We start from the raw sequence: 26,151 nt of genomic DNA, 5'->3' as shown, positions 1-26,151 counted from the left end.
TCAAATCTATTAACAATTATAAATTTATAACAATACTTTTACAATAGCTTTACAATAAATTTATTATGATTTAAATATATTCTTCTAAATAAATTAAATAGTCACGTAAAAACAAATCCTCTGTTTCAGCAAATCTTATTATTTTGTTAAGTTTATGCAAATATTTAGTCTCTGACCATTTTTTTCGTTTAGTAAATCTTTTCTCTCCTAACTCCAAAAATTTCTGTGGAAAGATTATTAAAGCAAGCATTATTTCTAAATCTTCTTTACTTATCCTATTTATGGAATTATATGCTTCAATTAAAACTTTAGCAACATTAAAGTCCCAGCCATAAGCTTTTTTGAACATTAATTTCCTAATAAGTTTACCTAAATCACTTATTTCTAAATCTATTATAATACTGTCCATATCTGTTATGAAATACTCTCCATCAACTTTAATTATGTTCTTATAATATATGTTATTGTAACATATTATCTGCTTATCTTTTGCGGCTTTTGCTACTTTATAATATTCTGATTTCATTAGCATGTTAAGGGCACACATACCCCTATCATAAAAGTTCTCAGTATTTTCCAGGAAAAGTATATCGAATTCATTTTTCACCCTTTTACCCACAATTATCCTTTTGAATTTTTCAATATCATTTATATCCCTAGTAAAAGTTCTTGGTAAGTTCATTGCATTATTCCTTATATGAACTTCATCATGATCAATTTCGGTTGAGGCCTTATGAAATTTTGCTAAAGTCTTTGTACAATTTATAACTTCATCTATATTTCCCAAATCACATTCGGCCCCCCCTAACCACTGTGTTAAATAAAATATATTCTTTTTATAACTTACATAAAAAGCTCCATCTTTTGTTCTAAAATATTTAACTGTGTTGAAAAAGTTATTTAAACGTAGCTCCTCTGTTAACACACATCCATTTTTAGCCTTGTCTCTTCCATGCTTATTTCTCTTTAAACAAAAATCACCCTTGTCTGTTACAATTTTATATGCATTTTTAACTTTTTCAGCACTTATTAACTGGAAATTATACTTGTACATTACAGTAGTTAATATTTTCGTTTCTTTATCAGTAATAGTTTTAATGTGCTCCAGTGATCTTTTCTTACCCATATTTTTCTTCACTCCCCATAATAGTGCTATTAAATTATATTAACTAATTTTATTTAGTATTCAATAATTCGTAAAAAAAGCTAATAACTCTTAAATATAAAAAAACGTGCACGCATAATTAATTTTATGCATGCACGTTTCTATGTGATTCTAACAATTACATTAAAATGTATTATCATTCATTTTTAAAATTGCTTCTTTAATAATAAAGTCTGGCGTTGAAGCACCTGCTGTAACCCCTATGCTTTTAATGTTTTTATCTTTTATGAATTCATCTGGAATACCTAATAAATTTTCTACGTGTACTGTATTTTTACAATTTTTCTTACATATTTCATAAAGTTTCGTAGTATTCGAACTATTAAATCCACCAATAACAAGCATGGCATCAACTTTCTGCGAAAGCTCTTCAGCTGACTTTTGACGCACTTCTGTTGCACTGCAAATAGTATTGAATGCAACTATTTCCTTGCTACACTTTATAATCACAGTTAATACGTCCTCCCAAGTAGCTTGCCTTTCAGTTGTCTGAGATACCACGCATACTTTATTAGATATATTGTGGACCTCTCCTCCACTTTTGACAATTACGGCTGAATTATTACACCATCCATTAATTCCAATGACTTCAGGATGATTTTCATCTCCTACTATAATTATACTATATCCTAAATCGTAGTATTTTTTTACCTTCTTATGAATACTTTCTACGTAAGGACAAGTTGCATCTATTATATTAAGTTTATTTTCCTTTAGGATGTTTAATGTTTCTTCAGACACTCCATGTGACCTAATAATTATAATATCATTTTCTTTTAAGCTAGATATATTATGGATTTCTATTGGGAAAATCGACTTTTCTTTTAAATAATTTACAACATCATTATTATGAATAAGTGGCCCCAGTGTATAGATTTTGCAATTGTACTTTTCTTTAACATTTAAAGCCTTATCTACAGCTCTTTTAACTCCAAAACAAAAACCAGCTGAATCTGCAAGCATTATTTTTTTCATTCTGACATCTCCTTATATAAGGCTCTTAAAAGTTGCTAAGCTAATTTTTTTTAATCTTTGAATTAATATAATCCACTATTTTTTCAACTACTCCATTTATGTCTAATTCAGAAGAATCAATTTCTATAGCATCCTTGGCTTTTGTAAGTGGGCTAACCTCTCTATGAGTATCATTATAATCCCTTTTTATAATTTCCTCTAAAATAACATGATAATGAACTTCTATATTCTTAAACATTAATTCATCATATCTTCTTTTTGCTCTTTCTTCACAGCTAGCAGTTAAGTAAAATTTGAATGTAGCATCCTTAAGTACTACTGTCCCAATATCTCTTCCATCCATAATTACATCGAATTTTTTAGCTATATTTTGTTGTAACTTCACAAGAATTTGTCTGATTTCAGGAACAGCTGCATATCTAGAAACATTATTACTTATAACAGGCATATTTATCATGTCTGTCAGATCTTCATTACCCACAAATAAACGCTCCTTTTCAAAATGCATTTCTAATGATTCTACCATTTTAACTAGATCATCCACATTATTTTCTGTGATATTTGCATTCATAGCCTTAAGCGTAACCGCTCTATACATTGCTCCTGTATTAATATACATAAGGTTAAATCTTTCGCCTATTATTTTAGCTATCGTACTCTTGCCTGCACCTGCAGGGCCATCGATGGCAACAGAAAATTCCATTATTCTTCATCCTTTCTTTGTATAACTGCTATTTATATAATCTATATAGTATTAATTTACTCCCGCATTACTTCCAGCTAAATATCCTGTAGATAATGCTATTTGAAGGTTATATCCACCTGTATATGCATCCACATCTATAATTTCACCTGCAAAATAAAGATTATCAATTTTTTTTGATTTCATAGTAGATGCATCTATTTCTAAAGTATCTACCCCTCCACTAGTTATTATTGCCTCTTCTATTGGACGAAGGCACTTAATGCTAAACGTCAAATTTTGAAGTAAATTGACTACAGTTTTTCTTTCTTCTTTAGTAACAGAATTCACTTTTTTATTCTCATCAATATTAGATAACTTAATTATTGTGTTGATTAGTTTTCTAGGAAGTAAATCATCTAATGCATTTTTAAAATCTTTGTTTGCATATTTCAAAAAATCATTCTGAACTCGTTTATCAAGCTCAATTTCACTTAATGCTGGTTTCAAATTAATTACCACCTTGAATTTTTTCCCTTGTTTAATAAAACTGCTGGCACTTAAAACAATCGGTCCAGAAATACCATAATGAGTAAAAAGCATTTCCCCAAATTCCTTATATAAACTCTTATTTTTAGTATCAGTTATTTTCAGTTCCACATTTTTTAAAGAAAGGCCCTGTAAATCTGAAACCCATGTTTCATCAACCTCAATTGGTACGAGTGATGCTTTAGGTTTAATTATATTATGTCCTAAAAAACGACTGAATGTTAACCCTTCACCAGATGAACCTGTTTGTGGATATGATAGTCCACCTGTACATAATATAAAATAATCGCCATATATATTGGTCCCATCTGCAAGTTCAACCGAAACAATCTTCTGATTATCTCGAGTTAGACTTTTCACTTTTGAGTTTAACATCACTTTAACCTTTTTGTTTTTTAATGCTGTGTTAAAAGCTTTTATAATATCAGAAGATTTATCTGATTCAGGAAATACTCTATCACCTCTTTCAACTTTAAGAGGTACTCCCAATTCTTTGAAGAAATTTATTGTATCTTCATTGGTAAAGGAATATAGTGAACTATATAAAAAATGAGGATTACATGGTATATGCTCAAAAAAATCACCAATATCCTTGGCATTTGTAATATTACATCTTCCTTTCCCTGTTATATAAAGTTTTCTTCCTAATTTTTCATTTTTTTCAATGACGATCACATCATGTTTTGATGAAGCTGTAACAGCTGCCATCATGCCTGCTGGTCCGCCTCCAATAATAATTATTTTTGACACCAAATCACTCCCTTATAATACATACTATTATAATACATACTATTATAATTTAATATAATAGATTAATTTATTCAAGCTTATTTAATAAATAATAATATAATCGTGTTAAAAACACATATTTTTCTATAATTTCACCTTAAACATTCATAAAAACGCAAAAAACAAAAGAGAATCCTAATAAAAGGATTCTCTTAAATATTAATTTGTGTATTAATAATTACCTTGTGAGAACATAGCATCTGCGACTTTAACAAATCCAGCAATGTTTGCACCTTTAACTAGATTATAACCAAATCCAAATTCTTCTGAAGCATCTTTACAATTATTATATATATCTATCATAATTGCATGTAATTTTTGGTCTACTTCTTCTGCAGTCCATGATAATCTCATGCTATTTTGACTCATTTCAAGACCTGATGTAGCAACTCCGCCTGCGTTTGCAGCCTTAGATGGTCCTACTTTTAGTCCCATTTCTATGAAGTAATCAACAGCTTCGTTAGTACAAGGCATATTAGCACCTTCACAAACCATAGTTATTCCATTTGCAACTATTTGTTTAGCATGCTCTATATGAATATCGTTTTGAGTAGCACATGGTATTACTACATCAACTTTTACGCCCCATGGTTTTTGTCCAGCGTAGAATTCACAACCAAATTTGTCAGCATAGTCCTTAACTCTTGCTCCTTTGTTTGCACTTAACATTTCAACCATATAATCTATTTTTTCTCCTGTTACTCCTTCAGGATCATATATGTATCCGTCTGGACCAGAAAGTGTTACTACTTTACCACCAAGCTCAGCAACTTTTGTACAAAGACCCCAAGCAACATTACCAAAACCTGAAGTAGCTACTGTTTTGCCTTTAAAATCTGTTCCCTCATGCATAAGCATTTGTTCACAGAAATAAGCTATACCGAAACCTGTAGCACTTGGTCTTCCAATACTTCCACCATATGATCTACCTTTTCCTGTAAGAACTCCATTTTCAAAATTTCCTTTTATTCTTCTATATTGTCCAAATAAATAACCAATTTCTCTTCCACCAACACCAATATCCCCAGCTGGAACGTCAACATCTGGTCCTATGTGTCTGTAAAGTTCAGTCATAAAGCTTTGGCAGAATCTCATTACCTCATTATCTGATTTTCCTTTAGGATCGAAATCAGAACCACCTTTACCTCCGCCCATTGGAAGTCCAGTTAAAGAATTCTTTAATGTTTGTTCAAATCCTAGGAATTTAATAATTCCTATGTAAACTGAAGGATGCAATCTTAAACCACCTTTAAATGGTCCTATAGCTCCATTAAATTGCACTCTAAAACCACGATTAACATGTGTAACACCTGCATCATCTATCCATGGCACCCTAAACATAATTTGTCTTTCAGGCTCACAGAATCTTTCTAAAAGGTTTGCTTCAATGTATTCTGGGTGCTTATCTAGAACTGGTCCTAAAGATCCTAGCACCTCTTCAACTGTTTGTAAAAATTCAGGTTCATTAGAATTTCTCTTATTAACATTTTCTAGTACTTGTTGAATGTAAGTCTTTGTATCCATAACTTAATCCCTCCTATAAATAAATGTTTTATTTCAATTTAATATGTTTTAATATGTTTTAATATTTACGTGCACACTAAATTGCTTTACTTTTACTATATTCTATATCGTTTACATTAATCCTTCTTATTTTCGAAAGTTTTTTATTTTTTAAAATTAAGAGTAAACATTTACATCGTTTTATTTTTAAAAAATGCTCTTTAATCCTTATCTTTATAAGAATAGACTTGATATTCTTCCCATATATTCTCTAAAGTTGCAAATGTGTTGGATATTTTTTCTTTTTCCCGAAGTCCTACCGCAATTATTAATGCATTTATTAGACTAAGTGGCGCTACTAAAGAATCAACAAAGGATGCCATATTACTCTGAGCTATTAGTGTATAGTCGGCTCTAGCTGCAAGTGGAGATAATAAACTATCTGTAATTGCTACAACATCGGCATTCCTACTTTTAGCAAAAGCTAGTGCTTCAATTGTTCTTTTAGCATATCGCGGAAACCCTATTCCAATTACCACATCATCTTCAGAGAGATTAATCATTTGCTCAAATATATCACTAACACCATAGGCAACAACTTTAACATTATCTAAAATAAGATTTAAATAAAATCCTGCAAATTCTGCTAATGCAGATGAGCTTCGAAGTCCTATTATATATATTTTTTTAGCTTTAAATAATGAATTCACAACATCCTCAAAAGTTTTATGATTAATCTTTTCAAGAGTAGCTCTGATATTTTCCATATCAGCTTTTAGTACGCCTTTCAGTGCATTTTCTTGAGTAATGAAATCATTAGATAACTCAATCCTTTGTACAGTAGTCAATTTATTTTTAATTAATTCTTGAAGAGCTTTCTGTAGTTTTGGATACCCACTAAAACCTAACTCATTAGCAAACCTTACAACTGTTGACTCGCTTACTCCTACACTAATTCCTAATTTTGCTGCCGTCATAAATGCAGCCTTATCGTAATGCTTTAAAATAAATTCCGCTATTAATTTTTGCCCTTTGCTCAACCGCGGAAACTTAACTTGAATAGACCTCATTAAATCTTGTTTGTTATTCTCCATAATAAACTCAATCCTTCCTATGTTAATTTAAGATAAATGAATTAAAAAAATTCAATAAACGGTAAAATGAAATATATATTTCATTTTATCATTTATTGAAGAAATTTTCAATGATTTATTCATTTTTTAAATTATTAATAACATAGGTGACTTATTCGTCCTATTAATAAAATAGAATATGAATAATCCTTATTATAAATTCTTCAAATATTCTACTTCACTGTTAGTTAGATTTCTCCATTCCCCTTTTCCTAAATCTCCTAAAGATATTTTACCAACAGAAACTCTTTTCAGGTTAATAACAGGATGATCGATAACCTCACACATTTTTCTTATTTGACGGTTTTTCCCCTCGTGTATAGTAATTTTAACATTACAGTTTACTCCAAACTTATTTAACACCTCAAAATCTGCCTTAGCTGTTATGTATCCATCAATATCTACCCCGTTACAAAATTTATGGATTTCTTCCTCTGTTGGGTAACATTCTAATAAAGCTATATAAACTTTATTAATTGCTTGTCTTGGATGTATTACCTTATTATATATATCTCCATCATTGGTTAATATAATAAGTCCTGATGTATCATAATCTAAACGTCCTATGGGATATATTCTTTCTTTTACTTCTATTAAATCTAAAATAGTTTTTCTACCTTTTTCATCATTCACTGTGGATACTATGCCTTCGGGTTTATTTAACGCAATATACACTTTATGTTCTTCTAATTTAATAATTGTATTATCTACGTGCACCACGTCGATGTCAGGGTTAACCTTATTACCAAGTTCTACAATTAAAATATTATTTACTTTAACTCTTCCACTAACAATTATTTCCTCACATTTTCTTCGTGAAGCAACTCCACATCTTGCCATGAATTTTTGCAAACGCTCTTCCACTATACCACTCCTAATTAAAATTTAATTTCTTATACTTATATATAACCTTCACGATGAATTATATAAGTATCTAGCTAAAAAATCAATTTTTTTCGTTTTTTTAGGACATTAAAAATAATAAACACATTATAAGCACAATTCCGAAAATAAATAGTGAGCAAGTTAAACCATTCATATTATATCCTATTTCCTCAATTTTCTCTTTAATATTTATTATTCCTGACTTTTCTCTTTCAATATCATTTTTACATTTGTTAACATCTTTAGTAACAAATAAATTAATAAATTTACTTTTAACTACTCTTATAATAGATTTTCCATTATCAATTTCAATTTTAGTAATTGAATCAATACCATTACCTACAAAAGCGACACTATTAACTACCGATCGGTCAATGATGTTAAAAATAAACATACTAACAATAATAATGCATTTACCTAGTGGCTTATATATATTCTTCTCTAAACTTATCCAATTTAAAGTTGGGTTCACATAATACCAATTAGTCCCTTCACCTTTTTTCAACACTTTTCTTACAAATCCCATATAAACTATGATACCAATTACTATTATAATAAAAGAACTTTTAATATTATTATAAGTGTATAAACTTACTGCTAGCGGCTCTGCATTTCCAAAGGGTTTCAATGCTTTATCTAACACATGTAAAATGGCACTAGGATTAAGTCCAATATAAATACTCATTAAACACAATATAATCATTGGTAAAAGCACCCTTTTACTTAATTTTGCCTTTACCTTTTCAATTTCATGATTACTTTTTTCTATAAATACAGCTACAAATATTTTTAATGAATAGGCTACAGTAAAACCACTACTTATTATAAATACAATTTCACATATCTTAAAGAATACTCCACTATACATATGCTGAGCTTCAATAAGTGCCTCATGCAACATAGTTTTACTAGTGAAACCATTAAAGCCAGGCATTCCTATAATTGATAGGACCCCTATAAAAAATATTATTTTCAATAAAGGTTTTTTGATTCCAAATCCTCCAATTTTATTTATGCTAACCTCATTTAGCACCATATATATAGTACCTGTCACCATAAATAGCAACCCTTTAAATATTCCATGGTTTATAACATGATACAAGGTACCATAAACAGCTATAGTCCTATGATCTTTCAAAACTCCTATAAGTCCTATTCCAACTAGAATATAGCCAATTTGGCTCATGCTGCTATACGCAAGAATTCTTTTAATGTTTCTTTGCATCATGGCGAGGATTCCACCAATGAACATATTTAGAAATCCTATCACTAGAATAATAATAGAAATAATAAAATCTCCACTCATAATTACTTCAATTGTTAATATAATTCCAAATATACCTGTTTTAGCTAAAACTGCTGATAAAACTATGGTTGCAGGTGTTGGCGCTGCAGGATACGCCTTAGGCAGCCATATGTGTAGTGGCACCATCCCAGCTTTCACTCCAAATCCTATAATTATTAGGGCTACGATAAGATACTTTACACTTCCAAGCCCACTTACAGCCACACTAAGTTCACCTATATCTAATGTCTGAGTATAATTATATAGTAAAAACAATCCCATAAGCAAAATGAGACCACCAGTAACTGCCATTATAATATAAGTATTGCCGGCTTCATGAGAATAATCATCTTCATCGTTAATTATTAATGCATAAGATGTAAATGACATCATTTCAAAAAAGGTGAACAAGTTTAAAAAGTTTTCTGATATGAAAATTCCAATAGTGCTTGCTAATGTTAGCATAAAAAATAAATAATATCTATTTCTGTTTCTATGGCTCATTAAATAATGCGTTGAATACAGTGTAGTTAAAAACCATATCATAACTGTAAGCCAAACAAAAACATATCTAAACATATCTAATTTTAAATGAAGACCTGTACCCATAATATATGGAACAGATAATTCTATAGGTTGTATTACAACATATTTGTATAACATAGTGGTAACCAAAAGTACAATGGCTGTCATTATAGTATTAAAAATGTCCCTATATTTTTCACTTTTTCTGCCTATAGCGTAACCAATAAAAGAACAAACAAATGGAAATAGCAAAATAAATAGTAAATACATAGTAGATTTCAATATAATATTCTCCTTTCTTAAAGTACCTCACTGGCAATTTCTTGTATAAATGAGATAATCATATTAGGAAATAACCCAAGTAAAACAACAATGATAGTAATCATAACTATAGGGATTAACATTTTCTTTGGGGCCTCTTTAACTATAGCGTCTTCCCCTTTTTTGAAAAAAGCTTCAGTTATAACTGGAAGAAGATATAGTGCAGTTAACAGTGCACTAATAAGGAGTATTGCAGGGAAAATCATTTTCCCCTCTGCAAGTCCACCTTGAGCTAGATACCACTTACTAACAAATCCGTTTGTAGGTGGAATTCCGATTAATGATATAGAAGCTATACCAAAACAGCACATTGTTATTGGCATTTGTTTTCCAATACCTCTAATCTGGCTAATATCCGTTTTTCCAGTAGTGTACATTATCGCTCCTACACAGAAGAAAAGAACAATCTTAATTACTGCATGGTTAATTAAATGAAGGAGACTTCCAACAAATGCATCTTCATTTAGAAGAACTATTCCGAGTAAAATATATCCCAGTTGACTAATGGTTGAGTATGCTAATCTCTTCTTTAAATTTTCTTGATGCAGCGCTAAGAATGAGCCCATCAAAATTGAAAGTACTACAAGAATGCTCAAAAATATGTTTACATGAAGTGCCTTAACAATTTCTGCTCCAAAGATAAAATATGTCATTCTAACAATAGCAAAAATCCCTGATTTCACAACTGCAACTGCATGAAGAAGTGCACTAACTGGTGTTGGTGCAATCATTGCAGCAGGTAGCCATGAATGAAATGGTACAAGGGCTGCTTTAACTCCAAAACCTAAAAACATAGCAACATAGCTTATTATATATAGGGTCCTATTATCATTTGTTAGTGGTGATAAAATACCATGCGAAGCAAATGTCAAATCACTAGTAATACTGAATAATAAAAGCATTCCAAGTAAAACTAGTGCTGCTCCTGAAAAAGAATATATTAGATATTTCTTTCCACTTTTTAGAGCTTGTTTTGACTCTGTATGTATTACAAGTGGAAAAGTTGACAGTGTTAGAAACTCATAAAAGGCGTAAAGTGTTATAAGATTCCCTGCAAAAGCAATTCCAATGGTTACCCCAAGGGTTGCAAGAAAAAAACTGAAAAACTTTCTTTCTTTTCCCTCATGCTTCATATATTGCATTGCATAAAAAGCAGTAAAAACCCATAAAATCGAAACCAATAGTGAAAATAGTATGCTTAACTTATCTATTCTAAAGTAAACATCCAGAAATTCATTCAATTTGAGTAGATGAAAGTTGCTTTCCCCAAACTTATAAAATATAGCAACTAGAAAAACAAAATTCAATATAACACCTATGCTTACAAAAACATTCCTTTTCTTCTCATCAAATTTTATAGTTGCCATAATTATTGCTAATATAAATGGAAATATAATGGGAAGTATTATTATGCTACTATTCACTTTATAATTCCCTCCTCTATTTAAGTCCCAGAGTAATTAAATTTATAATTCCTCTAGATGCTATTCCTACGTAAATCATTGAACCCACTAAAAAGATTACAGGAATCATTTCTTTTATAGGCTTACTTTTGGATTTATATACTTTACCTTTTAAATTTTCTTCTCCAAAAAATCCATTTATAACAATTGGAGAGTAATAAACTGCATTGAGTAAACTACTAAGCAAGATAACTACAATTAAAATTGTTTCTCCAGCTGCAATAGTGGCTAAAGATAAATACCACTTACTTATAAACCCAGGCAACATAGGAATTCCTATCATAGATAGTGCAGCTACGGAAAATAGTCCCAAGGTTAATGGCATTTCTCTACCTATTCCCCTTAGATGTTCTAAGGTCTTGTGCCCTGTTTGTTCTATCATTGCTCCAACTAATAAAAACAGTGCTGATTTAGTTAAGGCATGGCCGATAATATGAAATATAGCAATGGAAACCCCTATATCTGTTCCTAGCCCAACACCTAAAAATATATACCCCATTTGTGCCACGGTAGAATATGCTATAACTCTTTTTATATTCTTTTGAAAGATAGCAAATACCGAGCCCATTATCATTCCTAAACTACCTAGTATTAAAATAATATTTAGAACTGAATAATGGTGCAGTATCTCCATTCCATAAAGTCTATATAATATCTTTATCAAAAGTAAGACAAAAGCCTTTAAAACTAGCGAAGATAGAATAGCACTTGAGGATGACGGTGCGTTTGAATGTGCATCTGGAAGCCAATTGTGCAGCGGGAACATTGCACTCTTTACTCCGAGACCAATAATAAATAAAACTATAGATATTAATACTGCATTGGGATAATTTAAATAGGATTTTATTAATTCTTCATGGATGTAGTTAATATTTAAATGTCCAGTCATTGAGTACAAATAAGCAATTCCCATAAGTACAAGGCCAGATCCCAGACAACTCATTATTAAATATTTTAATGTAGCTCTTATATTTTCTTTTTTGTCTTTAACAATAATAATTCCACAGGATGCAAGTGTTCCTACTTCTATAAATACAAAACAGTTAAATAAATCATTAGAATATACTACTCCAAGGAGGGACCCTATTAAAATATTAATAAGTAAATAATATAAACCTATCTTTGACTCTTTAATTTCTTTTTCTATACTATAGGTTGAATACCAAACTATCATAAGTGCAACAAAGGTAAAAAGGAGTCCCATCATAGCCTCAATGATTCCAATTCGAAATTCAATTCCATAGGGAGCATTAAAATGTCCAATTCTATACAAATACTCTCCATTTTTAATAACAAACTTTAAATTTAACATTGCTAAAATCATAACTATTGTCATTGATACTAAACTGATCATCTTGACAATCTTTTTCTTTTTAATAAGTGGCATTATAAACGCCGTAACAAACAAAATTAATATAATAGTAAGTGGAAAACTTTCAATTAAGCTCATTTTATTCACTCCTCATTTTCATAATTTCATCTAATTCAATACTACCGTATCCTTCATATAGTTTTACTGTTAGAGCAAGGGCAAATGCTGTTGTACTAACTGCTACAACTATACCAGTAAGCATTAAAGCAGAAGGAACAGGATTGATATAACATTGAACTCCCTTATGTGCCCCTATAATAATAGGTGCATCTAGGCCTAAAACATATCCTTTCGCTATAAAAAACAAGAAAATTGCTGTATCCATTATATTCATGCCAATAATTTTTTTTATTAAATTATTGTGTAATAATAGTATTGCAAATCCAATTCCAAACAGTATAATCGCGCCAGTTTCATAATAATTGCTTATTAAGCCTTCCATATTAAATTTCTCCTCCGTCGAATAAAGTAAAAAAAAAGTAAATAGTAATTGCCACAATAAGTCCGACTAATATGTTTAATGGCAATAAAAAACCACCACTGAGTATATTGCCTGGAATTCCAAGTCCTGGTTGTGGAAGTTCTAAATGATTTCCACCAGTTATAAAACTATACCCTTTTAGTAATCCATAAAAAATAATAGCACCGCAGAGATAAGTTATTAATTTTGAGTACGGAATTTTTTTATCAGTAAATTTTTTTCCATAAATTATTCTATACAAAATTAAACTTGTACCTATAATAGTTCCACCTGCAAATCCTCCCCCTGGGCTTAAATGCCCATAGAAAATTATATATATTCCAAAAATTTGAATACAAGGTATTAGCACTTTACTTACCTGTTTTAAAATAGTGCTTTCTATAATCACTTCTTCATTTTCTAAATCTCCCGATCTTTTTTCTCTTTTAAGAACCAATAACACTATAATTGAAGCAGTAAATAGTACACTCGCCTCAACAAAAGTATCAAAGGCACGGTAATCTAAAATAATTCCTGTAACAATATTCATTGCACCAGTTTCTTTTGTTGTGTTCTCAATGTAATACTGTGCAACTTCATTATTGGCCGGGTTATCATATTGTCCAAATTCGGGAAGTTCATTAACCCCCAAGAGTAAAATAATAATTAAACTTATTGTAATTAGTATAGATAAAAGTTTTTTCATTTTGTTACTCCTTTAATTCGCTTTAGTGTAAGTACAAATAAAATTGTAGTAATACCCGCACCTACTGCCGCTTCAGTTATTGCCAAATCTGGGGCATTTAGCTGTTGCCATAGAATCGTCATTATAAGGCTATAAACCATAAATACTATTATTGCACCAAGTAAACTTTTTATAGTAGAAACGGCTATAGCAGATCCTATTAAAAACGCCAGCATTATAACACTAAATATTTTCATGCTTTTTCACCCCATTTGTTTTTTCTAGGGTAGCCTGCCTTATGTGTTCAGCCTTAGCAATTAAATGTGTAGCTGTGGGATTTGCTATCCACACAAATACAAGAATCAATATAAATTTAAAACTAACCATATCTAACCCTTCCAGTACTACTAATGAAGATAGGCATAGAACAGCCCCTAAAGTATCACATTTAGAAGAACTATGAGCTCTTGTAAATATATCTGGAAATCTTATGATTCCTAAGGTGCCAACCATGAAAAAGAATAACCCCCCAAGGAGAAAGATTGTTACAATAATATCTTTCATATATTTTTCCCTCCTGAATTTTCAATAACTTTCGCTATTACAATAGACGATAAAAAACTTATTAAAGCATATACTATGGCTACATCCACAAAATAAGTTTCATGAAGCAAAAATGAAACTATGAGAATAAGTACAATAGTTTTAGTTCCTATTACATTAACAGCAATAAGTCTATCTGCCGCAGTCGGTCCCTTGATTGCTCTGAACATACATATAAAAATTGTAACTGATAAAAATAAAATAGAAAAAATTAATAGTTTACTCATAAATGCCTTCCTCAACTTTCAGTATTATTTTTTCAAAAGATGAATTAGTTAATTCATTTGAATACTCACCTTTCAAACAATGCACAGTTATTTCATCTTCATTCATTGAAATAGTTAAGGTTCCTGGAGTTAATGTTATTGTATTGGCAAAAATTGTTTTATTAAAATCAGATTTTATCTTTGTTTTAATTGTTATCATCTGTGGTGATATAATCATTTTAGGGCTCAAAACTATCTTTGCTACATTAATATTGGAAACTAATATTTCTTTTAACATAAGGGTTGTGTAGGAAATCCACAACATACTATTTTTCCTAAACTTCCATTTTCTGTTAATACAGATTAAATCTTTATTTAAAGTTGCAACTAACAAACTTATTATTATACCAATACAAATAGTTTCAATTTTTGCATTTTCTGATATAACTATCCAAAATAACAGGTATAAACCTACAATCCCATAATACATGTTAGAAATCCTCCTATACATTTTCAGCTTACTTTTCTTCGATTTTTTTATCATTATATTCTTGAATAACTAAGTAGCAATAACCATGCCATAATCCCCTATTTCAATAAAAAAAAGGTTATAAACCATTGGCTTCCAACGGTTTACAACCTTTTTTTTATTATTTTTATAAATAGTGAATTGCAATATAATCTAACTGTTTACATCGACCTGTTTCAAACTGACACACTAAATCACTATCACCAATGAATTTGTGTTCCATTTTGATACATATGTATCATGTCGACACAGATATCGTAATTGCATAAAGTAGTATTGCATACTTTATTTCACGTTAACTATTACTTAAGTCAAAAAATTTTCTATCTATTAACTAATTTATATTTTCCCATCTTCCTATACAGTGTACTTCTACCTATACCTAATATTCTAGAGGCTGCTGCCATATTATCATTTACATCTATTAATGTTTGCATAATAGTATTCTTTTCAATTTGTTCTAATGTAAGTAGTTGTTTTATGCCACTTGTTTCTCCAACATTTTCTTTCTCCCTTATATAACTTGGTAAGTTAACACCTGTAAGTGCATTGTTATTTTCAGCTATATTTAATACGAGCTGCATAATATTCTGTAGTTCCCGAACATTTCCTGGCCAATCATAATTAATCATACCTTCATAAAAGCTTTCATGAATCTTTTTTATATTCTTATCATTTGACTCACAGAATTTCTCATAAAAATAATCAATAAATATCTTAATATCTTCTTTTCTTTCCCTAAGAGAATTTATATAAATAGGCATAACATTTATTCTATAAAAGAAATCACTTCGGAATTTTCCAAGGGCAACTTCTTTTTTTAAATCTTTGTTTGAGGCTGCAATAACTCTAACATTTATTGGTATAACATCATGTCCCCCAACTCTTACTACATTACGTTCTTCTAAAACCCTAAGTAAACTTACCTGAACATCAAGGGGCATATCTCCTATTTCATCAAGAAATATTGTTCCTCCATCCGCAAGTTCAAATTTTCCTGGATGCCCCCCTCTTTTAGCTCCCGTAAACGCACCTTCCACATAACCAAACAGTTCGCTAGAAACTAGATCGCGAGGAATAGCACCACAATTTAAAAATACAAAAGGTCTATCTTTTCTTCTACTAGCGTTATGAATAGCTTGTGCAAACATTTCTTTTCCTGTTCCACTCTCACCTTGAAGTAGTATAGTAGCGTCATTCTTAGACGCTATTGTTGCAATTTTGATTGAATGAGCTATATTTTCACTCTTGCCAAATATATCATCAAATGTAAATCTTGCATTCGCTCCAACAATTTTATTAATCATACTTAGAACGGCTTTATTTTCTTTAAAAGTAATTACCCCACCGCCTAAATCTGAAGATCTAAAAAGTCTTATGGGCGTAACATTAACTATACACATTTTATTGGCACCCAATTTTGTAGTGAAATCAATTTCTTCCTCTTGATATCCTTTCCCCTTATTTACAGCACCTAGAATATCTTTTTTACATTTAGTAGATAAAACATCACTTATGTGTATATTCTGTATATCTTTTGCACTATATCCCAATAGTTTCCTTGCAAATCTATTCATACTAGTTATTTCGCCTTGATTATCTATTCTAATAATACCCTCTGATAATGATTCCGTAATTTGATAAAATTGTTCATTAACTATTTTCAATTTTTTATTGGAATTCTCAAGCTTCATTTCTTTTTCTATGGCTTTTGCTGCAGCTACTACCATACCTAAAGTATGTGGATGTACAAATTCAAAGTTACCTGTAATACTTAGCACACCTAAAATTCTGCTCTCTTCATCCTTTATAGGACATGCAGACGAAGTCCAATTATGATACTTATGTAAATAATGTTCGCCACCAAGCACTTGCATTGGTTCACCCGTTATTAACGAAAGTCCAATAGCGTTAGTCCCTATTACTTCTTCTCTTATATTATATCCATCTTGTAATACCTGAAAATTATGATGACGTATTAAGCTATCCTCTCCTATATGTTCTAATACATATCCGTCTCTATCTGTTAATCTAATCATAAAATCCGAATTTTGAATCAAGTTGTACAGTGTTTGCATTAACGGTTTTGCTGTCTCTAGTAGGGGTAAGAATTCCTTATACCTCTTTTTTAAATCATCTTCAGTAATATCAACAGAAAAATTGTTTTCATAGGGATCTATACCATATAATTTACTTCTCTTCCAAGATTTTGAAATAATGTCTCGAAGTCCATTTTTATTTAAAATATCTTCAGAAATAAATAATTTCCATTTTTTTATAATTTCTTCATCATTATCAAGCAATCTTTTAGTTGGCAAATAAATCCTCCCCTTAATAGAATTATAATGTAACTCTATTTAATTATACCTACTACTATTTACTTTGTCTAATAGTTTAAATTGACTTTTAAAAAACCCCTTGGATAACCAAGGAGTTTTCAAGCTTCAAATCATTAAATTTTTATTATAACTTAATTCTTAATCATTATTTAGATTGACGTGACAGTAGCCTCCAGGATTTCTTTGTAGATACTTTTGATGATAATCTTCAGCATCATAAAAACATGATAGAGGTTGTATCTCTGTAACTATTGTCTTATTATGCCTGCTTTGGACTTCATCTCTAGTTTTTAATATAATGTCTAAATCCAATTTATCAGTATAATAAATACCACTTCTATATTGGCTACCTATATCCGGCCCTTGTCTATTAGAAACCGTAGGATCTATAATTCCCCAAAACTTATTTAATATCTTTTCTAGTGATACTATTTCTTCATCATAACTTATTAAGCAGGCTTCTGCATGACCTGTGTTTCCTTCACAAACCTCATTATATGTGGGCTCCTTAACTTTACCATTGGCATACCCAACCGCAGTTTTAATGATGCCTTCTATTCTTGACATGTAAGCTTCCACACCCCAAAAACATCCTCCTGCTACAACAATATTCTTCATAATGCACCTCCATATTATATAAATCAGTACATATATATATTACTACAAATGCATTCTTTTTTATCTAATCCTATAAAATAATTTAAACTATTTCTTTCTTTTTATCTAAGAATTTAAAATCTTCAGCTACAACTTCCATACTATATTTTTTGTTTCCCTCTTTATCTGTGTAGCTACTGCTACAAAGTTTACCGGTTATAGCAATTTGTCTTCCTTTACCTAAATATTTGCACATTGTTTCAGCTAGTGCATTCCAAACCATAACGCTTATAAAATCTGCTTCAGGTTGCGAATCCTTACGTGGTGTTCTATCAATTGCCAATGTGAATCTAGTATAAAACCCTTTACCTTCGTTATACTCTTTAAGTTCTAAATCTTTTGTTATTCTTCCTATTAATGATACATTATTCATAATATCTCTCCTTTATGTTTAATAACTTTTTTAAATTATTGACAACAAAAGTAGAATTTATACAAACAAATGTACAGAATTTTGTCTAGGAACGTGATATTTCTTAAATGAAAGTTTATTTACTGTAATAGGTAAGCTTAATATATTTTTCTATTTGTTCTTTGTTTCTTTTGTCAAAAGGATTATTTGACATCGCTGTAACAAATAAATATGGAAAAGTGTTTTTTAGATGTTTCATATACAAAAGCCATTGGCTTACAATTGCTCCATATACTCTTTTTATATCAACTTCTAAATGTTCTTTTTCATCATCCCGTAGTTCTGATAAATTTCTAGAAGATAGCTCATCTTCTAAATGAAAAACTGCAGTTAATAAATGTGTGAAAGTTTCATGCTCAAGTAGATTTGGATTTTCTAATAATTTCATTAAAAATTCCCTTTTAGATAAAAGAAATTCTCTGATTTTATCTAAATCTACTTTATCAAACTCAATTTGATAATCATAATTTTTACATTTTTCTAATGCTTCTTTGAAATCCCTTTCTTCCCAACTAGGCTCAACTATTAAAAAATTCGCTATTTTATCTACATGAGGATCAATTAATGTACAGCTTTTTAAAATAGTAGTTCCTACTTCATTAAAAAATACACCTATTATTAAATTAAGTTTTTCTAATAAGATCTCAATTTCTCTTTCTTTAATAACTCTGTCAATAACTAACGTTACCAATAAAACCTCTATAGGTATAAACGCTAATTCACCTACTAAAAATATAAATAAATGATGAGCATCTTTAAACACAATATAGTGAAAAGAATATAATAATATTGATGAAAATATTAATAATGCAGAAAATTTCACACGCCAATCCAATTTCTTCATGCTTTTCCTCCTTTATTTATAAAATATTGTTTGTTGCCCACTCTCCATTAAAGTTATCCTTCTCATATGCTTTTAGATTAGCCTTATGGTTGCCTTCATGGCAAAGACGCACTTCCCCTTCATAATCATAACAAGCCTAGTTATTCCTTGCAGAGGTGTAAATATAGAGCGTTCTACTTCAACCACTGCGGAACTAAGCCTCCAATTAAAATCATGCTCACTATAAATTGAACCTTTTGGATGAATGTAAAGTTCAGTTGTTGTACCGCCTGACCATACACTTGTTTTATGTGGATTTTTTCTAATTTTTTCTATTTTGTAGAACATTTTTAAATCCCCCATGCTAGTATTAATAGTAAAAGTAATACGAGTCAATCATATATTCAGCATTATACTTGTCACATAATTTTTTCAGATAAATCTTAACTTTCCCTTTATGTTCCATATCAGAAATATTTTTTTTGAAATGCATTTGTTCTTTCTCAGAAGCATTATTTTTTACATATCCCCAAACGTGTTCTGCAGTATTAATAAAACTTCCATCCTCTACATCAAGTTTCATTATTTCATCTATATACTCGTAAAATTCCTGAATACTACAATTTTCTTTTACAATGCGGCTACACTCTTTATAATATTTATAATTTCTTTCCATCAGTAGATATTTATATTTCGCCCACTGTTTTTCAATAGTTACATGTTTTAATTTGCTTTTCATATTACTAACTAAAAGATTACATTTTATAGCGGAAATATCCTTATCTTTTACTTCCAGCATAATATCAATATTAAAATCTTTAACCTCTTCATAGTATCTCAGAAATTTCTTACCTGTTATAGAAGTTGAATGAGCCCCTAAATGTTTTTGCAAATTTTGTTGACTATAATGAACTTTTATATTACCATCTTTTTTATTCCATGTTTTTGCTATCTTATTCATTATTTCTTTTATAGGCAACTCTATTTCATGATTACACTCATGGTGAAGATTATCAAATATTACTGGAATATTGATTTTATTACTTACAAAAATCAGGTCTTCAATATTGAATATTCTATCATCATTTTCAATGACAAGCCTATTTCTTACTGAAAGTGGCAATCTTTTAAAATTTTCAACAAACCTATTTATGGCAGCATCCTTATCACCGTAAGCACCACCAATATGCAGTATTATCTTATTACTCCCATCCACACCTAGGGAGTCTAGAAATCTAGCATGATATTCCAAATCTTTAATTGCTTTTGCTACAATATCTTCTTTTTCTGCATTAAGTACTGTATACTGGCCTGGATGCATAGACACCCTCATGCCACACTTTTTTATATATTCTCCTATTTCACACAATTCATTTTTAAAAACCGTATGCCATGGAATTTCATTAATACTATGGCTCCCTAAGGGAACTATATCCGAGCTTATTCTAAATAATTTTATATTGAACTTCTCATTATTTTCTAATATTTCTCTTAAGTCTATTAGGTTTTGCTCTAATACCTCTAAAAACATAATTTCAGAAAAGTTTTTGAGCATTAATCTTCTATTTGTTCTTGCATTTGTTGTAAGTGGTATACATGCATATCCTATTTTCATCTTTTCCTCCTATGTTTTTCTTTAGGTTAATTCTACTTCTAAAACCAATATTGTTCAACATTTCAAAATAGATCAATCAAATCTCCAGCATTATTTTTCAACTTATCTATCGAGTGAATATATCTATTCGTTGTAGCTAAATTCTTATGTGCAGCAAAATCTCTAACTTTCTCTACCGTAGCCCCTGCTAAAATTGCTAGTGTAATAGCTGTATGTCTAGTAGAATGAACCCGCAATTTTTTTTCTATACCAGCATTCCTACATACTTTTTTTATCATGTAATTTAATGTACTTGCATCTAATTTTTCTTTGTTTTTTCCATTAGTTGAGTGACCAATGAATAAATACTCCTCAGCGTTAGATATCTTATTTCTTTTAGTAAGCAGAATATATTCATTAATCATAGCAAGAACATTTTTTTGAAGTTTTACTATATCCTCTTTACCCCCTTTTCTAATTACTTTTACTACATCATAACTCGTATGCGAAGTAATATGCTTTAGTTTAATATTTATAATCTCAGATTTTCTTAGTGCAGTGGTTAAAGCCAGTACTAATATAGTTTTATTTCTATGTCCTAATATAGTAGATGTATCTATACTATTTATTAAAATTTTACACTCATCTTTTGTTAGAAACTCTGTTTCCACGTTATTAATAACCGGTCTTTCTTCCTTCAGGTTTCCGAATGGATTATATTTAATTATATATACACCTGTAGAATTGTCTTGATACTTTAATATCCACTTATACAATGCACTAAGTGATGATATTTTTCTATTTATAGTAGCCGATGACATATTTTTATCTATTAATCCTATTATAAAATTCTGTGTATGTATTAACGACACTTTCTTAATATCTTCCATTGTTATATCACAAATAGATTGAACGCAAAAGAAATCTTTTATATCACGTTCATAGCTCTTGGAAGTGTAAACACTTTTCCTGGCTTTAATCTCTAGAAAATACCATATAAAGTGTTTGTTATCTATAATTACATCTGAATTACGAGTAGGTTGTATAAGTTTATTTAACATATATATTCTCCTTTAGTAACTGCTCCTACGTATACATTTTAAAAAGCTGCAAACAATAAGTTAGCAGCTTTTTAAAACGTACAGGCCATAATTATTCCTTTAATTCTTTAATCAGATTTATTATCCCTTCTAATGCTAATTGTTCATCAACACCATTAGTTATAACGTTTACAATGTTATTAGGACCAACTCCTAAAGATAGAATACCTATTAAGCTCTTAATATTAGCCCTTTTGCCCATATATTCTATACTTATATCTGATTTAAAAGAAGAAGCTTTTCTTACTAATAATGTAGCTGGTCTTGCATGTAGTCCCTTAGGATTAATAACCATAATTTCTTTTGTTACCAATTCACTTCACCTCAATCTTTTATAATAGCATGAATTAATATTTAACAGCTTATATTAATTCATACTATAATAATATCATTAAAAATTATGTAAATCAATTTTTAATATTATGAACAAACCTTGCTATTCTTCGGAGTCCATTTTCTATATTTTCCATTGAAGTAGCGTAAGATATCCTAACAAAATTATCAACTCCAAATGCTATCCCCGGTATAACCGCAACTTTCTCTTTTTCCAGCAAAAGATCTGAAAACTGAATTGAATTACTTATAACTTTTCCGTAGACTAATTTATTTAAAACATTAGATATATTGACCATAACGTAAAAAGCACCTTCTGGTTTTACGCAAGATAAATTATCTATGCTATTAATCTTTTCTACCATGTAATCTCTTCTTATTCTAAATTCTTCAACCATTTTTATTATTTCTTCTTGTTGTCCACTTAAAGCTGCAACTGATGCATGTTGTGCAATGGAATTCGGATTAGAAGTAGTATGGCTTTGAATGTTTACCATTAATGCTATTATTTCTGCACTACCAGCAGCATAACCTATTCTCCATCCCGTCATAGCATAAGCCTTAGATACACCATTTATTACAATAGTTCTGCCATATGCATCCTCTGAAAGAGTAGCTATACTAATATGTTCATTATCTCCATAAATTAATTTTTCATAAATTTCATCTGAAATTATAATTAAATTATTTTTTTTTGCAAAATCAGCAATTTGTACAAGTTCCGCCTTTGAATATACTGTTCCAGTAGGGTTATTGGGACTATTTAATATTAATGCTTTAGATTTAGAAGTTATTACTTTGATAAGATTTTCAATTGTTAATTTAAAATTATTATTTTCTTCTGTTGGTACATAGACAGGTACTCCATCTGCTAATTTAACTAATTCAGGGTAACTAACCCAATACGGAACTCCTATTAAAACCTCATCCCCTGGATTTAAAATAGCTCCAAAAACATTAGCTAAGCATTGTTTTGCACCATTTGAAACTATAATTTGATCTATTTCGTAAGTTAAGTTGTTTTCTGTTTTAAATTTATGAATTATTGCATTCTTAAGTTCTATAATACCTGATGTAGCTGTATACTTTGTCATTCCCTCATTAATTGCTTTTATAGCTGCTTCTCCTATATTTTGGGGCGTATTAAAATCAGGTTCACCTGCACCAAATCCTATAACATCTATACCACCAGCCATCATTTTTTTCGCTTTTGCAGTTATATCTAATGTTAAAGATGACGATATGCTTTTAGCTTTTTTAGATAATACCATTTTTTTACCCCCTATGAACACATATTTTTTTTGATCTATATAAATATATCATTTTTTTTTTGTAATGTAAATAGAATGAATTTATCCCAGTTTCCAATTTACTATTAAAAAACAGAGGGCTTATCACTCAAGCTCTCTGTTTATTTATTATCTAGATTGAATTATTAACTTAATTGCCGTTCTCTCTTCGCCTTCTATAATAACATCCGTGAATGCAGGTATACAAACTAAATCGATACCAATCGGTGCAACAAACCCTCTCGCTATTGCAATAGCCTTTACTGCTTGATTAATTGCCCCAGCACCTATTGCTTGTAATTCTGCTGTTCCCTTTTCTCTAATAACACCTGCTAGAGCTCCTGCTACTGAATTTGGACTTGATTTTGCTGAAACTTTTAATAATTCCATAATATATTATTCCCCCTATTAGTACATTAAATGCTATATTTATACTATTCTACAAATATAGAAAAAATCCTCTTAAATTTCAGAAATTGCCTAAAATTTAGGAGGATTCAATATTATGTTAGTTTATTTTGCATAATCAATAGCCCTTGTTTCTCTGATTACATTAACTTTAATTTGGCCTGGATATTCTAATTCATTTTCAATTCTCTTAACTAGATTTCTGGCCATTTCAACCGCTCCTGCATCATCAATTATATCTGGTTTAATCATAATTCTAACTTCTCTTCCAGCTTGAATAGCATATGACTTTTCAACACCTTCATAGGAGTTTGCAATTTCTTCTAATTTTTCTAACCTTTTAATGTAAGCTTCTAAAGTCTCTCTTCTTGCACCTGGTCTTGCAGCTGATATAGCATCTGCTGCTTGAACTAGTATTGCTTCAAGAGATTGTATCTCAACATCACCATGATGTGCAGCAATAGCATTTACAACACTAGCTGATTCATGATGTTTTTTGGCTATTTCAGCACCTATAAGTGCATGAGGTCCTTCAACTTCGTGATCCACGGCTTTACCTATATCATGTAGTAATCCACATCTTTTAGCAAGTGTTGGATCAATTCCAAGTTCTGATGCCATAAGTCCTGCTAAATATGAAACTTCTATAGAATGCTTTAATACATTTTGACCATAACTAGTTCTGTATTTAAGTCTTCCAAGTAGCCTAACAATTTCTGAATGAAGACCATGTACTCCTGTTTCAAAAGTTGCTTGTTCTCCTTCTTCTTTAATATCGCTATCAACTTCTTTTTTAGCTTTTTCTACCATTTCCTCAATTCTTGCTGGATGAATTCTTCCATCCACTATTAGCTTCTCAAGTGCAATTCTTGCAACTTCACGCCTTATCGGATCAAATGCTGAAAGGATTACCGCTTCAGGTGTATCATCTATTATAAGATCCACTCCTGTAAGTGTTTCTAGAGTTCGAATATTTCTACCCTCTCTGCCAATTATTCTTCCTTTCATCTCATCATTAGGAAGCGAAACCACATGAACTGTTGTTTCTGCAACATGGTCAGCAGCACATCTTTGAATAGCATAAGTAATAATTTCCCTTGCTCTTTTATCTGCTTCTTCTTTTGCTTTAGTTTCAATTTCTTTAATCATAACTGCAGCATCATGTTTAATTTCTTTTTTAATTTGATCTAATAAAACTTGTTTTGCTTCATCAGATGTTAAACCTGATAATCTTTCTAATTCTTCCCTTTGCTTTGTGTGTAAATCTTTAATACTAGCTTCTAACATTTCAACATCTTGTTGTTTTTTATTAAGATTTTCTTCTTTTCTCTCTAACACGTCACTTTTTTTATCTAAAGATTCTTCTCTTTGGATATTTCTTCTTTCTAACCTTTGAACTTCATTACGTCTTTCTCTTGATTCTTTTTCTAAATCAGTTCTAAGTCTGTGAACTTCTTCTTTGGCTTCTAAAATAGCTTCTTTCTTTTTGGTTTCAGCTTCTTTTTCGCTTTCGTCAATAATTTTTTTAGCTTCTTTTTCAGCTTCAGATATATTTGCTTGAGATATATTTTTTCTAGAATAAATCGCAACAAAAATAACAAACACAATAACAATCAAAATAGCACAAGCTACTAAAATTGTTCCCGTTGTAATATCTCCCATGATTATCAACACCTCCTTAACTTATTTTCGAATTTATTTAAGAGTAAATACGAAAGCTAGAAAAGGTGTTATATTTATTCAATTTGTAATAATTTTTATATACTAAACCAGTATTTGTATTTATTTTATATTACTTTTATACTAATGTCAAGATTATAACATCTAAAATGTTAATTTTATAATAATATTATACAATAACCATTCTATTCATTAGCCTATTGCATAGTAAAAGCTTACAGAAATAAAGAAAAAAGCAAGTTTAAATAAACTGGTACCTATGTCAAGGACATTCTAAAAAAAGAAGATTAACAAGACAAGAGATGATTTCTGTATTGTACAGGGGTCATTTTTTTTAAGTCCCATTGATACCTATAATTATTATAATATATAATGTACTTATCAAT

General features: G+C 30.1%; 27 protein-coding genes and 1 pseudogene. All 28 read right to left on the bottom strand.

Translation table 11 applies throughout. The features are described from left to right. Window positions 1-70: 70 nt before the first annotated feature. A complete protein-coding gene (locus JJD95_RS04900) occupies window positions 71-1,126 on the bottom strand; it encodes a CotS family spore coat protein (RefSeq protein WP_291640939.1) in 1,056 nt (351 codons plus the stop codon). 171 nt (window positions 1,127-1,297) lie between these two features. Continuing rightward, window positions 1,298-2,140, bottom strand: a pseudogene (locus JJD95_RS04895) (4-hydroxy-3-methylbut-2-enyl diphosphate reductase); the annotation flags it as partial. A 40-nt stretch (window positions 2,141-2,180) separates the two neighbouring features. Then, window positions 2,181-2,843 (bottom strand): (d)CMP kinase, encoded by a 663-nt coding sequence (gene cmk, locus JJD95_RS04890; protein WP_291640937.1) that lies wholly within the window; start codon window positions 2,841-2,843, stop codon window positions 2,181-2,183. A 51-nt stretch (window positions 2,844-2,894) separates the two neighbouring features. After that, the gene (locus JJD95_RS04885; RefSeq protein WP_291640935.1) at window positions 2,895-4,121 is read right to left on the bottom strand and encodes an NAD(P)/FAD-dependent oxidoreductase; all 1,227 of its coding nucleotides are present in this window, start codon (window positions 4,119-4,121) and stop codon (window positions 2,895-2,897) included. 210 nt (window positions 4,122-4,331) lie between these two features. After that, window positions 4,332-5,684, bottom strand: a complete 1,353-nt coding sequence (gdhA, locus tag JJD95_RS04880; protein ID WP_291640933.1) for an NADP-specific glutamate dehydrogenase — start codon at window positions 5,682-5,684, stop codon at window positions 4,332-4,334. A gap of 200 nt (window positions 5,685-5,884) precedes the next feature. Beyond that, window positions 5,885-6,757, bottom strand: coding sequence for a MurR/RpiR family transcriptional regulator (locus JJD95_RS04875; protein ID WP_291640931.1), 873 nt, complete (start codon window positions 6,755-6,757; stop codon window positions 5,885-5,887). 192 nt (window positions 6,758-6,949) lie between these two features. Beyond that, window positions 6,950-7,660, bottom strand: coding sequence for a pseudouridine synthase (locus JJD95_RS04870; RefSeq protein ID WP_291640929.1), 711 nt, complete (start codon window positions 7,658-7,660; stop codon window positions 6,950-6,952). Between the two features lie 100 nt (window positions 7,661-7,760). Further along, window positions 7,761-9,773: a proton-conducting transporter membrane subunit gene (locus JJD95_RS04865; protein ID WP_291640928.1), complete on the bottom strand. Its 2,013-nt coding sequence runs from the start codon at window positions 9,771-9,773 to the stop codon at window positions 7,761-7,763. A gap of 17 nt (window positions 9,774-9,790) precedes the next feature. Continuing rightward, window positions 9,791-11,236, bottom strand: a complete 1,446-nt coding sequence (locus JJD95_RS04860) for a proton-conducting transporter membrane subunit (RefSeq protein WP_291640926.1) — start codon at window positions 11,234-11,236, stop codon at window positions 9,791-9,793. A 16-nt stretch (window positions 11,237-11,252) separates the two neighbouring features. After that, window positions 11,253-12,725: a proton-conducting transporter membrane subunit gene (locus JJD95_RS04855; RefSeq protein WP_291640924.1), complete on the bottom strand. Its 1,473-nt coding sequence runs from the start codon at window positions 12,723-12,725 to the stop codon at window positions 11,253-11,255. 1 nt (window position 12,726) lies between these two features. Further along, on the bottom strand, window positions 12,727-13,089 hold the full coding sequence (locus JJD95_RS04850) for a sodium:proton antiporter (RefSeq protein ID WP_291640922.1): 363 nt from the start codon (window positions 13,087-13,089) through the stop codon (window positions 12,727-12,729). 1 nt (window position 13,090) lies between these two features. After that, window positions 13,091-13,813, bottom strand: coding sequence for a hydrogen gas-evolving membrane-bound hydrogenase subunit E (gene mbhE / locus JJD95_RS04845; protein ID WP_291640921.1), 723 nt, complete (start codon window positions 13,811-13,813; stop codon window positions 13,091-13,093). Continuing rightward, the gene (locus JJD95_RS04840) at window positions 13,810-14,049 is read right to left on the bottom strand and encodes a hydrogenase subunit MbhD domain-containing protein (RefSeq protein WP_291640919.1); all 240 of its coding nucleotides are present in this window, start codon (window positions 14,047-14,049) and stop codon (window positions 13,810-13,812) included. Before JJD95_RS04840 ends, mbhE begins: the two co-directional genes overlap by 4 nt. Next, entirely contained in the window at window positions 14,036-14,356 is a 321-nt protein-coding gene (gene mnhG, locus JJD95_RS04835) for a monovalent cation/H(+) antiporter subunit G (RefSeq protein WP_291640918.1), read from the bottom strand. The genes JJD95_RS04840 and mnhG overlap by 14 nt, the downstream gene beginning before the upstream one ends. After that, window positions 14,353-14,622 carry a monovalent cation/H+ antiporter complex subunit F gene (locus JJD95_RS04830; RefSeq protein WP_291640916.1) on the bottom strand — a complete coding sequence of 90 codons (270 nt, stop codon included), beginning with the start codon at window positions 14,620-14,622 and terminating at the stop codon, window positions 14,353-14,355. Before JJD95_RS04830 ends, mnhG begins: the two co-directional genes overlap by 4 nt. Further along, a complete protein-coding gene (locus JJD95_RS04825; protein WP_291640914.1) occupies window positions 14,615-15,091 on the bottom strand; it encodes a Na+/H+ antiporter subunit E in 477 nt (158 codons plus the stop codon). The genes JJD95_RS04830 and JJD95_RS04825 overlap by 8 nt, the downstream gene beginning before the upstream one ends. Window positions 15,092-15,453: 362 nt before the next feature. After that, entirely contained in the window at window positions 15,454-17,448 is a 1,995-nt protein-coding gene (locus JJD95_RS04820) for a sigma-54-dependent Fis family transcriptional regulator (protein WP_291640913.1), read from the bottom strand. Window positions 17,449-17,607: 159 nt separating this feature from the next. Then, on the bottom strand, window positions 17,608-18,087 hold the full coding sequence (gene msrA, locus JJD95_RS04815; protein WP_291640911.1) for a peptide-methionine (S)-S-oxide reductase MsrA: 480 nt from the start codon (window positions 18,085-18,087) through the stop codon (window positions 17,608-17,610). An 82-nt stretch (window positions 18,088-18,169) separates the two neighbouring features. Then, window positions 18,170-18,499 carry a single-stranded DNA-binding protein gene (locus tag JJD95_RS04810; RefSeq protein WP_291640909.1) on the bottom strand — a complete coding sequence of 110 codons (330 nt, stop codon included), beginning with the start codon at window positions 18,497-18,499 and terminating at the stop codon, window positions 18,170-18,172. Window positions 18,500-18,614: 115 nt separating this feature from the next. Continuing rightward, complete coding sequence (locus tag JJD95_RS04805; protein WP_291640908.1) at window positions 18,615-19,382, bottom strand: hypothetical protein; 768 nt, start codon at window positions 19,380-19,382, stop codon at window positions 18,615-18,617. Window positions 19,383-19,454: 72 nt separating this feature from the next. Next, window positions 19,455-19,709, bottom strand: coding sequence for a HutD family protein (locus tag JJD95_RS04800; protein WP_291640906.1), 255 nt, complete (start codon window positions 19,707-19,709; stop codon window positions 19,455-19,457). Window positions 19,710-19,731: 22 nt separating this feature from the next. Further along, window positions 19,732-20,976 (bottom strand): UV DNA damage repair endonuclease UvsE, encoded by a 1,245-nt coding sequence (uvsE, locus tag JJD95_RS04795; RefSeq protein WP_291640904.1) that lies wholly within the window; start codon window positions 20,974-20,976, stop codon window positions 19,732-19,734. A gap of 62 nt (window positions 20,977-21,038) precedes the next feature. Further along, on the bottom strand, window positions 21,039-22,016 hold the full coding sequence (locus JJD95_RS04790; RefSeq protein ID WP_291640902.1) for a tyrosine-type recombinase/integrase: 978 nt from the start codon (window positions 22,014-22,016) through the stop codon (window positions 21,039-21,041). Window positions 22,017-22,107: 91 nt separating this feature from the next. Then, window positions 22,108-22,368, bottom strand: a complete 261-nt coding sequence (locus JJD95_RS04785; protein ID WP_291640900.1) for an HPr family phosphocarrier protein — start codon at window positions 22,366-22,368, stop codon at window positions 22,108-22,110. Between the two features lie 94 nt (window positions 22,369-22,462). Further along, on the bottom strand, window positions 22,463-23,659 hold the full coding sequence (locus JJD95_RS04780) for a pyridoxal phosphate-dependent aminotransferase (RefSeq protein WP_291640898.1): 1,197 nt from the start codon (window positions 23,657-23,659) through the stop codon (window positions 22,463-22,465). 147 nt (window positions 23,660-23,806) lie between these two features. Continuing rightward, entirely contained in the window at window positions 23,807-24,067 is a 261-nt protein-coding gene (locus tag JJD95_RS04775) for a stage V sporulation protein S (RefSeq protein WP_291640896.1), read from the bottom strand. Between the two features lie 123 nt (window positions 24,068-24,190). Next, window positions 24,191-25,747 carry a ribonuclease Y gene (rny, locus tag JJD95_RS04770; RefSeq protein WP_291640895.1) on the bottom strand — a complete coding sequence of 519 codons (1,557 nt, stop codon included), beginning with the start codon at window positions 25,745-25,747 and terminating at the stop codon, window positions 24,191-24,193. A gap of 305 nt (window positions 25,748-26,052) precedes the next feature. Next, window positions 26,053-26,151: IS3 family transposase (locus JJD95_RS04765; RefSeq protein ID WP_291639266.1), on the bottom strand; the 99-nt coding region annotated here is incomplete at its 5' end.

The organism is Clostridium sp., from assembly GCF_016650035.1.
Lineage (GTDB): Bacteria > Bacillota > Clostridia > Clostridiales > Clostridiaceae > Clostridium_AD.
This window is presented reverse-complemented; position numbering and strand designations above follow the sequence as displayed.

Excerpts from the sequence above, each read along its gene's own strand:
- JJD95_RS04900 (WP_291640939.1), bottom strand. The coding sequence starts at position 1,126 with ATGGGTAAGAAAAGATCACTGGAGCACATTAAAACTATTACTGATAAA.
- cmk (WP_291640937.1), bottom strand. The coding sequence starts at position 2,843 with ATGGAATTTTCTGTTGCCATCGATGGCCCTGCAGGTGCAGGCAAGAGT.
- gdhA (WP_291640933.1), bottom strand. The coding sequence starts at position 5,684 with ATGGATACAAAGACTTACATTCAACAAGTACTAGAAAATGTTAATAAG.
- JJD95_RS04875 (WP_291640931.1), bottom strand. The coding sequence starts at position 6,757 with ATGGAGAATAACAAACAAGATTTAATGAGGTCTATTCAAGTTAAGTTT.
- JJD95_RS04855 (WP_291640924.1), bottom strand. The coding sequence starts at position 12,725 with ATGAGCTTAATTGAAAGTTTTCCACTTACTATTATATTAATTTTGTTT.
- JJD95_RS04850 (WP_291640922.1), bottom strand. The coding sequence starts at position 13,089 with ATGGAAGGCTTAATAAGCAATTATTATGAAACTGGCGCGATTATACTG.
- mbhE (WP_291640921.1), bottom strand. The coding sequence starts at position 13,813 with ATGAAAAAACTTTTATCTATACTAATTACAATAAGTTTAATTATTATT.
- JJD95_RS04840 (WP_291640919.1), bottom strand. The coding sequence starts at position 14,049 with ATGAAAATATTTAGTGTTATAATGCTGGCGTTTTTAATAGGATCTGCT.
- mnhG (WP_291640918.1), bottom strand. The coding sequence starts at position 14,356 with ATGAAAGATATTATTGTAACAATCTTTCTCCTTGGGGGGTTATTCTTT.
- JJD95_RS04830 (WP_291640916.1), bottom strand. The coding sequence starts at position 14,622 with ATGAGTAAACTATTAATTTTTTCTATTTTATTTTTATCAGTTACAATT.
- JJD95_RS04825 (WP_291640914.1), bottom strand. The coding sequence starts at position 15,091 with ATGTATTATGGGATTGTAGGTTTATACCTGTTATTTTGGATAGTTATA.
- msrA (WP_291640911.1), bottom strand. The coding sequence starts at position 18,087 with ATGAAGAATATTGTTGTAGCAGGAGGATGTTTTTGGGGTGTGGAAGCT.
- JJD95_RS04810 (WP_291640909.1), bottom strand. The coding sequence starts at position 18,499 with ATGAATAATGTATCATTAATAGGAAGAATAACAAAAGATTTAGAACTT.
- JJD95_RS04805 (WP_291640908.1), bottom strand. The coding sequence starts at position 19,382 with ATGAAGAAATTGGATTGGCGTGTGAAATTTTCTGCATTATTAATATTT.
- JJD95_RS04800 (WP_291640906.1), bottom strand. The coding sequence starts at position 19,709 with ATGTTCTACAAAATAGAAAAAATTAGAAAAAATCCACATAAAACAAGT.
- uvsE (WP_291640904.1), bottom strand. The coding sequence starts at position 20,976 with ATGAAAATAGGATATGCATGTATACCACTTACAACAAATGCAAGAACA.
- JJD95_RS04790 (WP_291640902.1), bottom strand. The coding sequence starts at position 22,016 with ATGTTAAATAAACTTATACAACCTACTCGTAATTCAGATGTAATTATA.
- JJD95_RS04780 (WP_291640898.1), bottom strand. The coding sequence starts at position 23,659 with ATGGTATTATCTAAAAAAGCTAAAAGCATATCGTCATCTTTAACATTA.
- JJD95_RS04775 (WP_291640896.1), bottom strand. The coding sequence starts at position 24,067 with ATGGAATTATTAAAAGTTTCAGCAAAATCAAGTCCAAATTCAGTAGCA.
- rny (WP_291640895.1), bottom strand. The coding sequence starts at position 25,747 with ATGGGAGATATTACAACGGGAACAATTTTAGTAGCTTGTGCTATTTTG.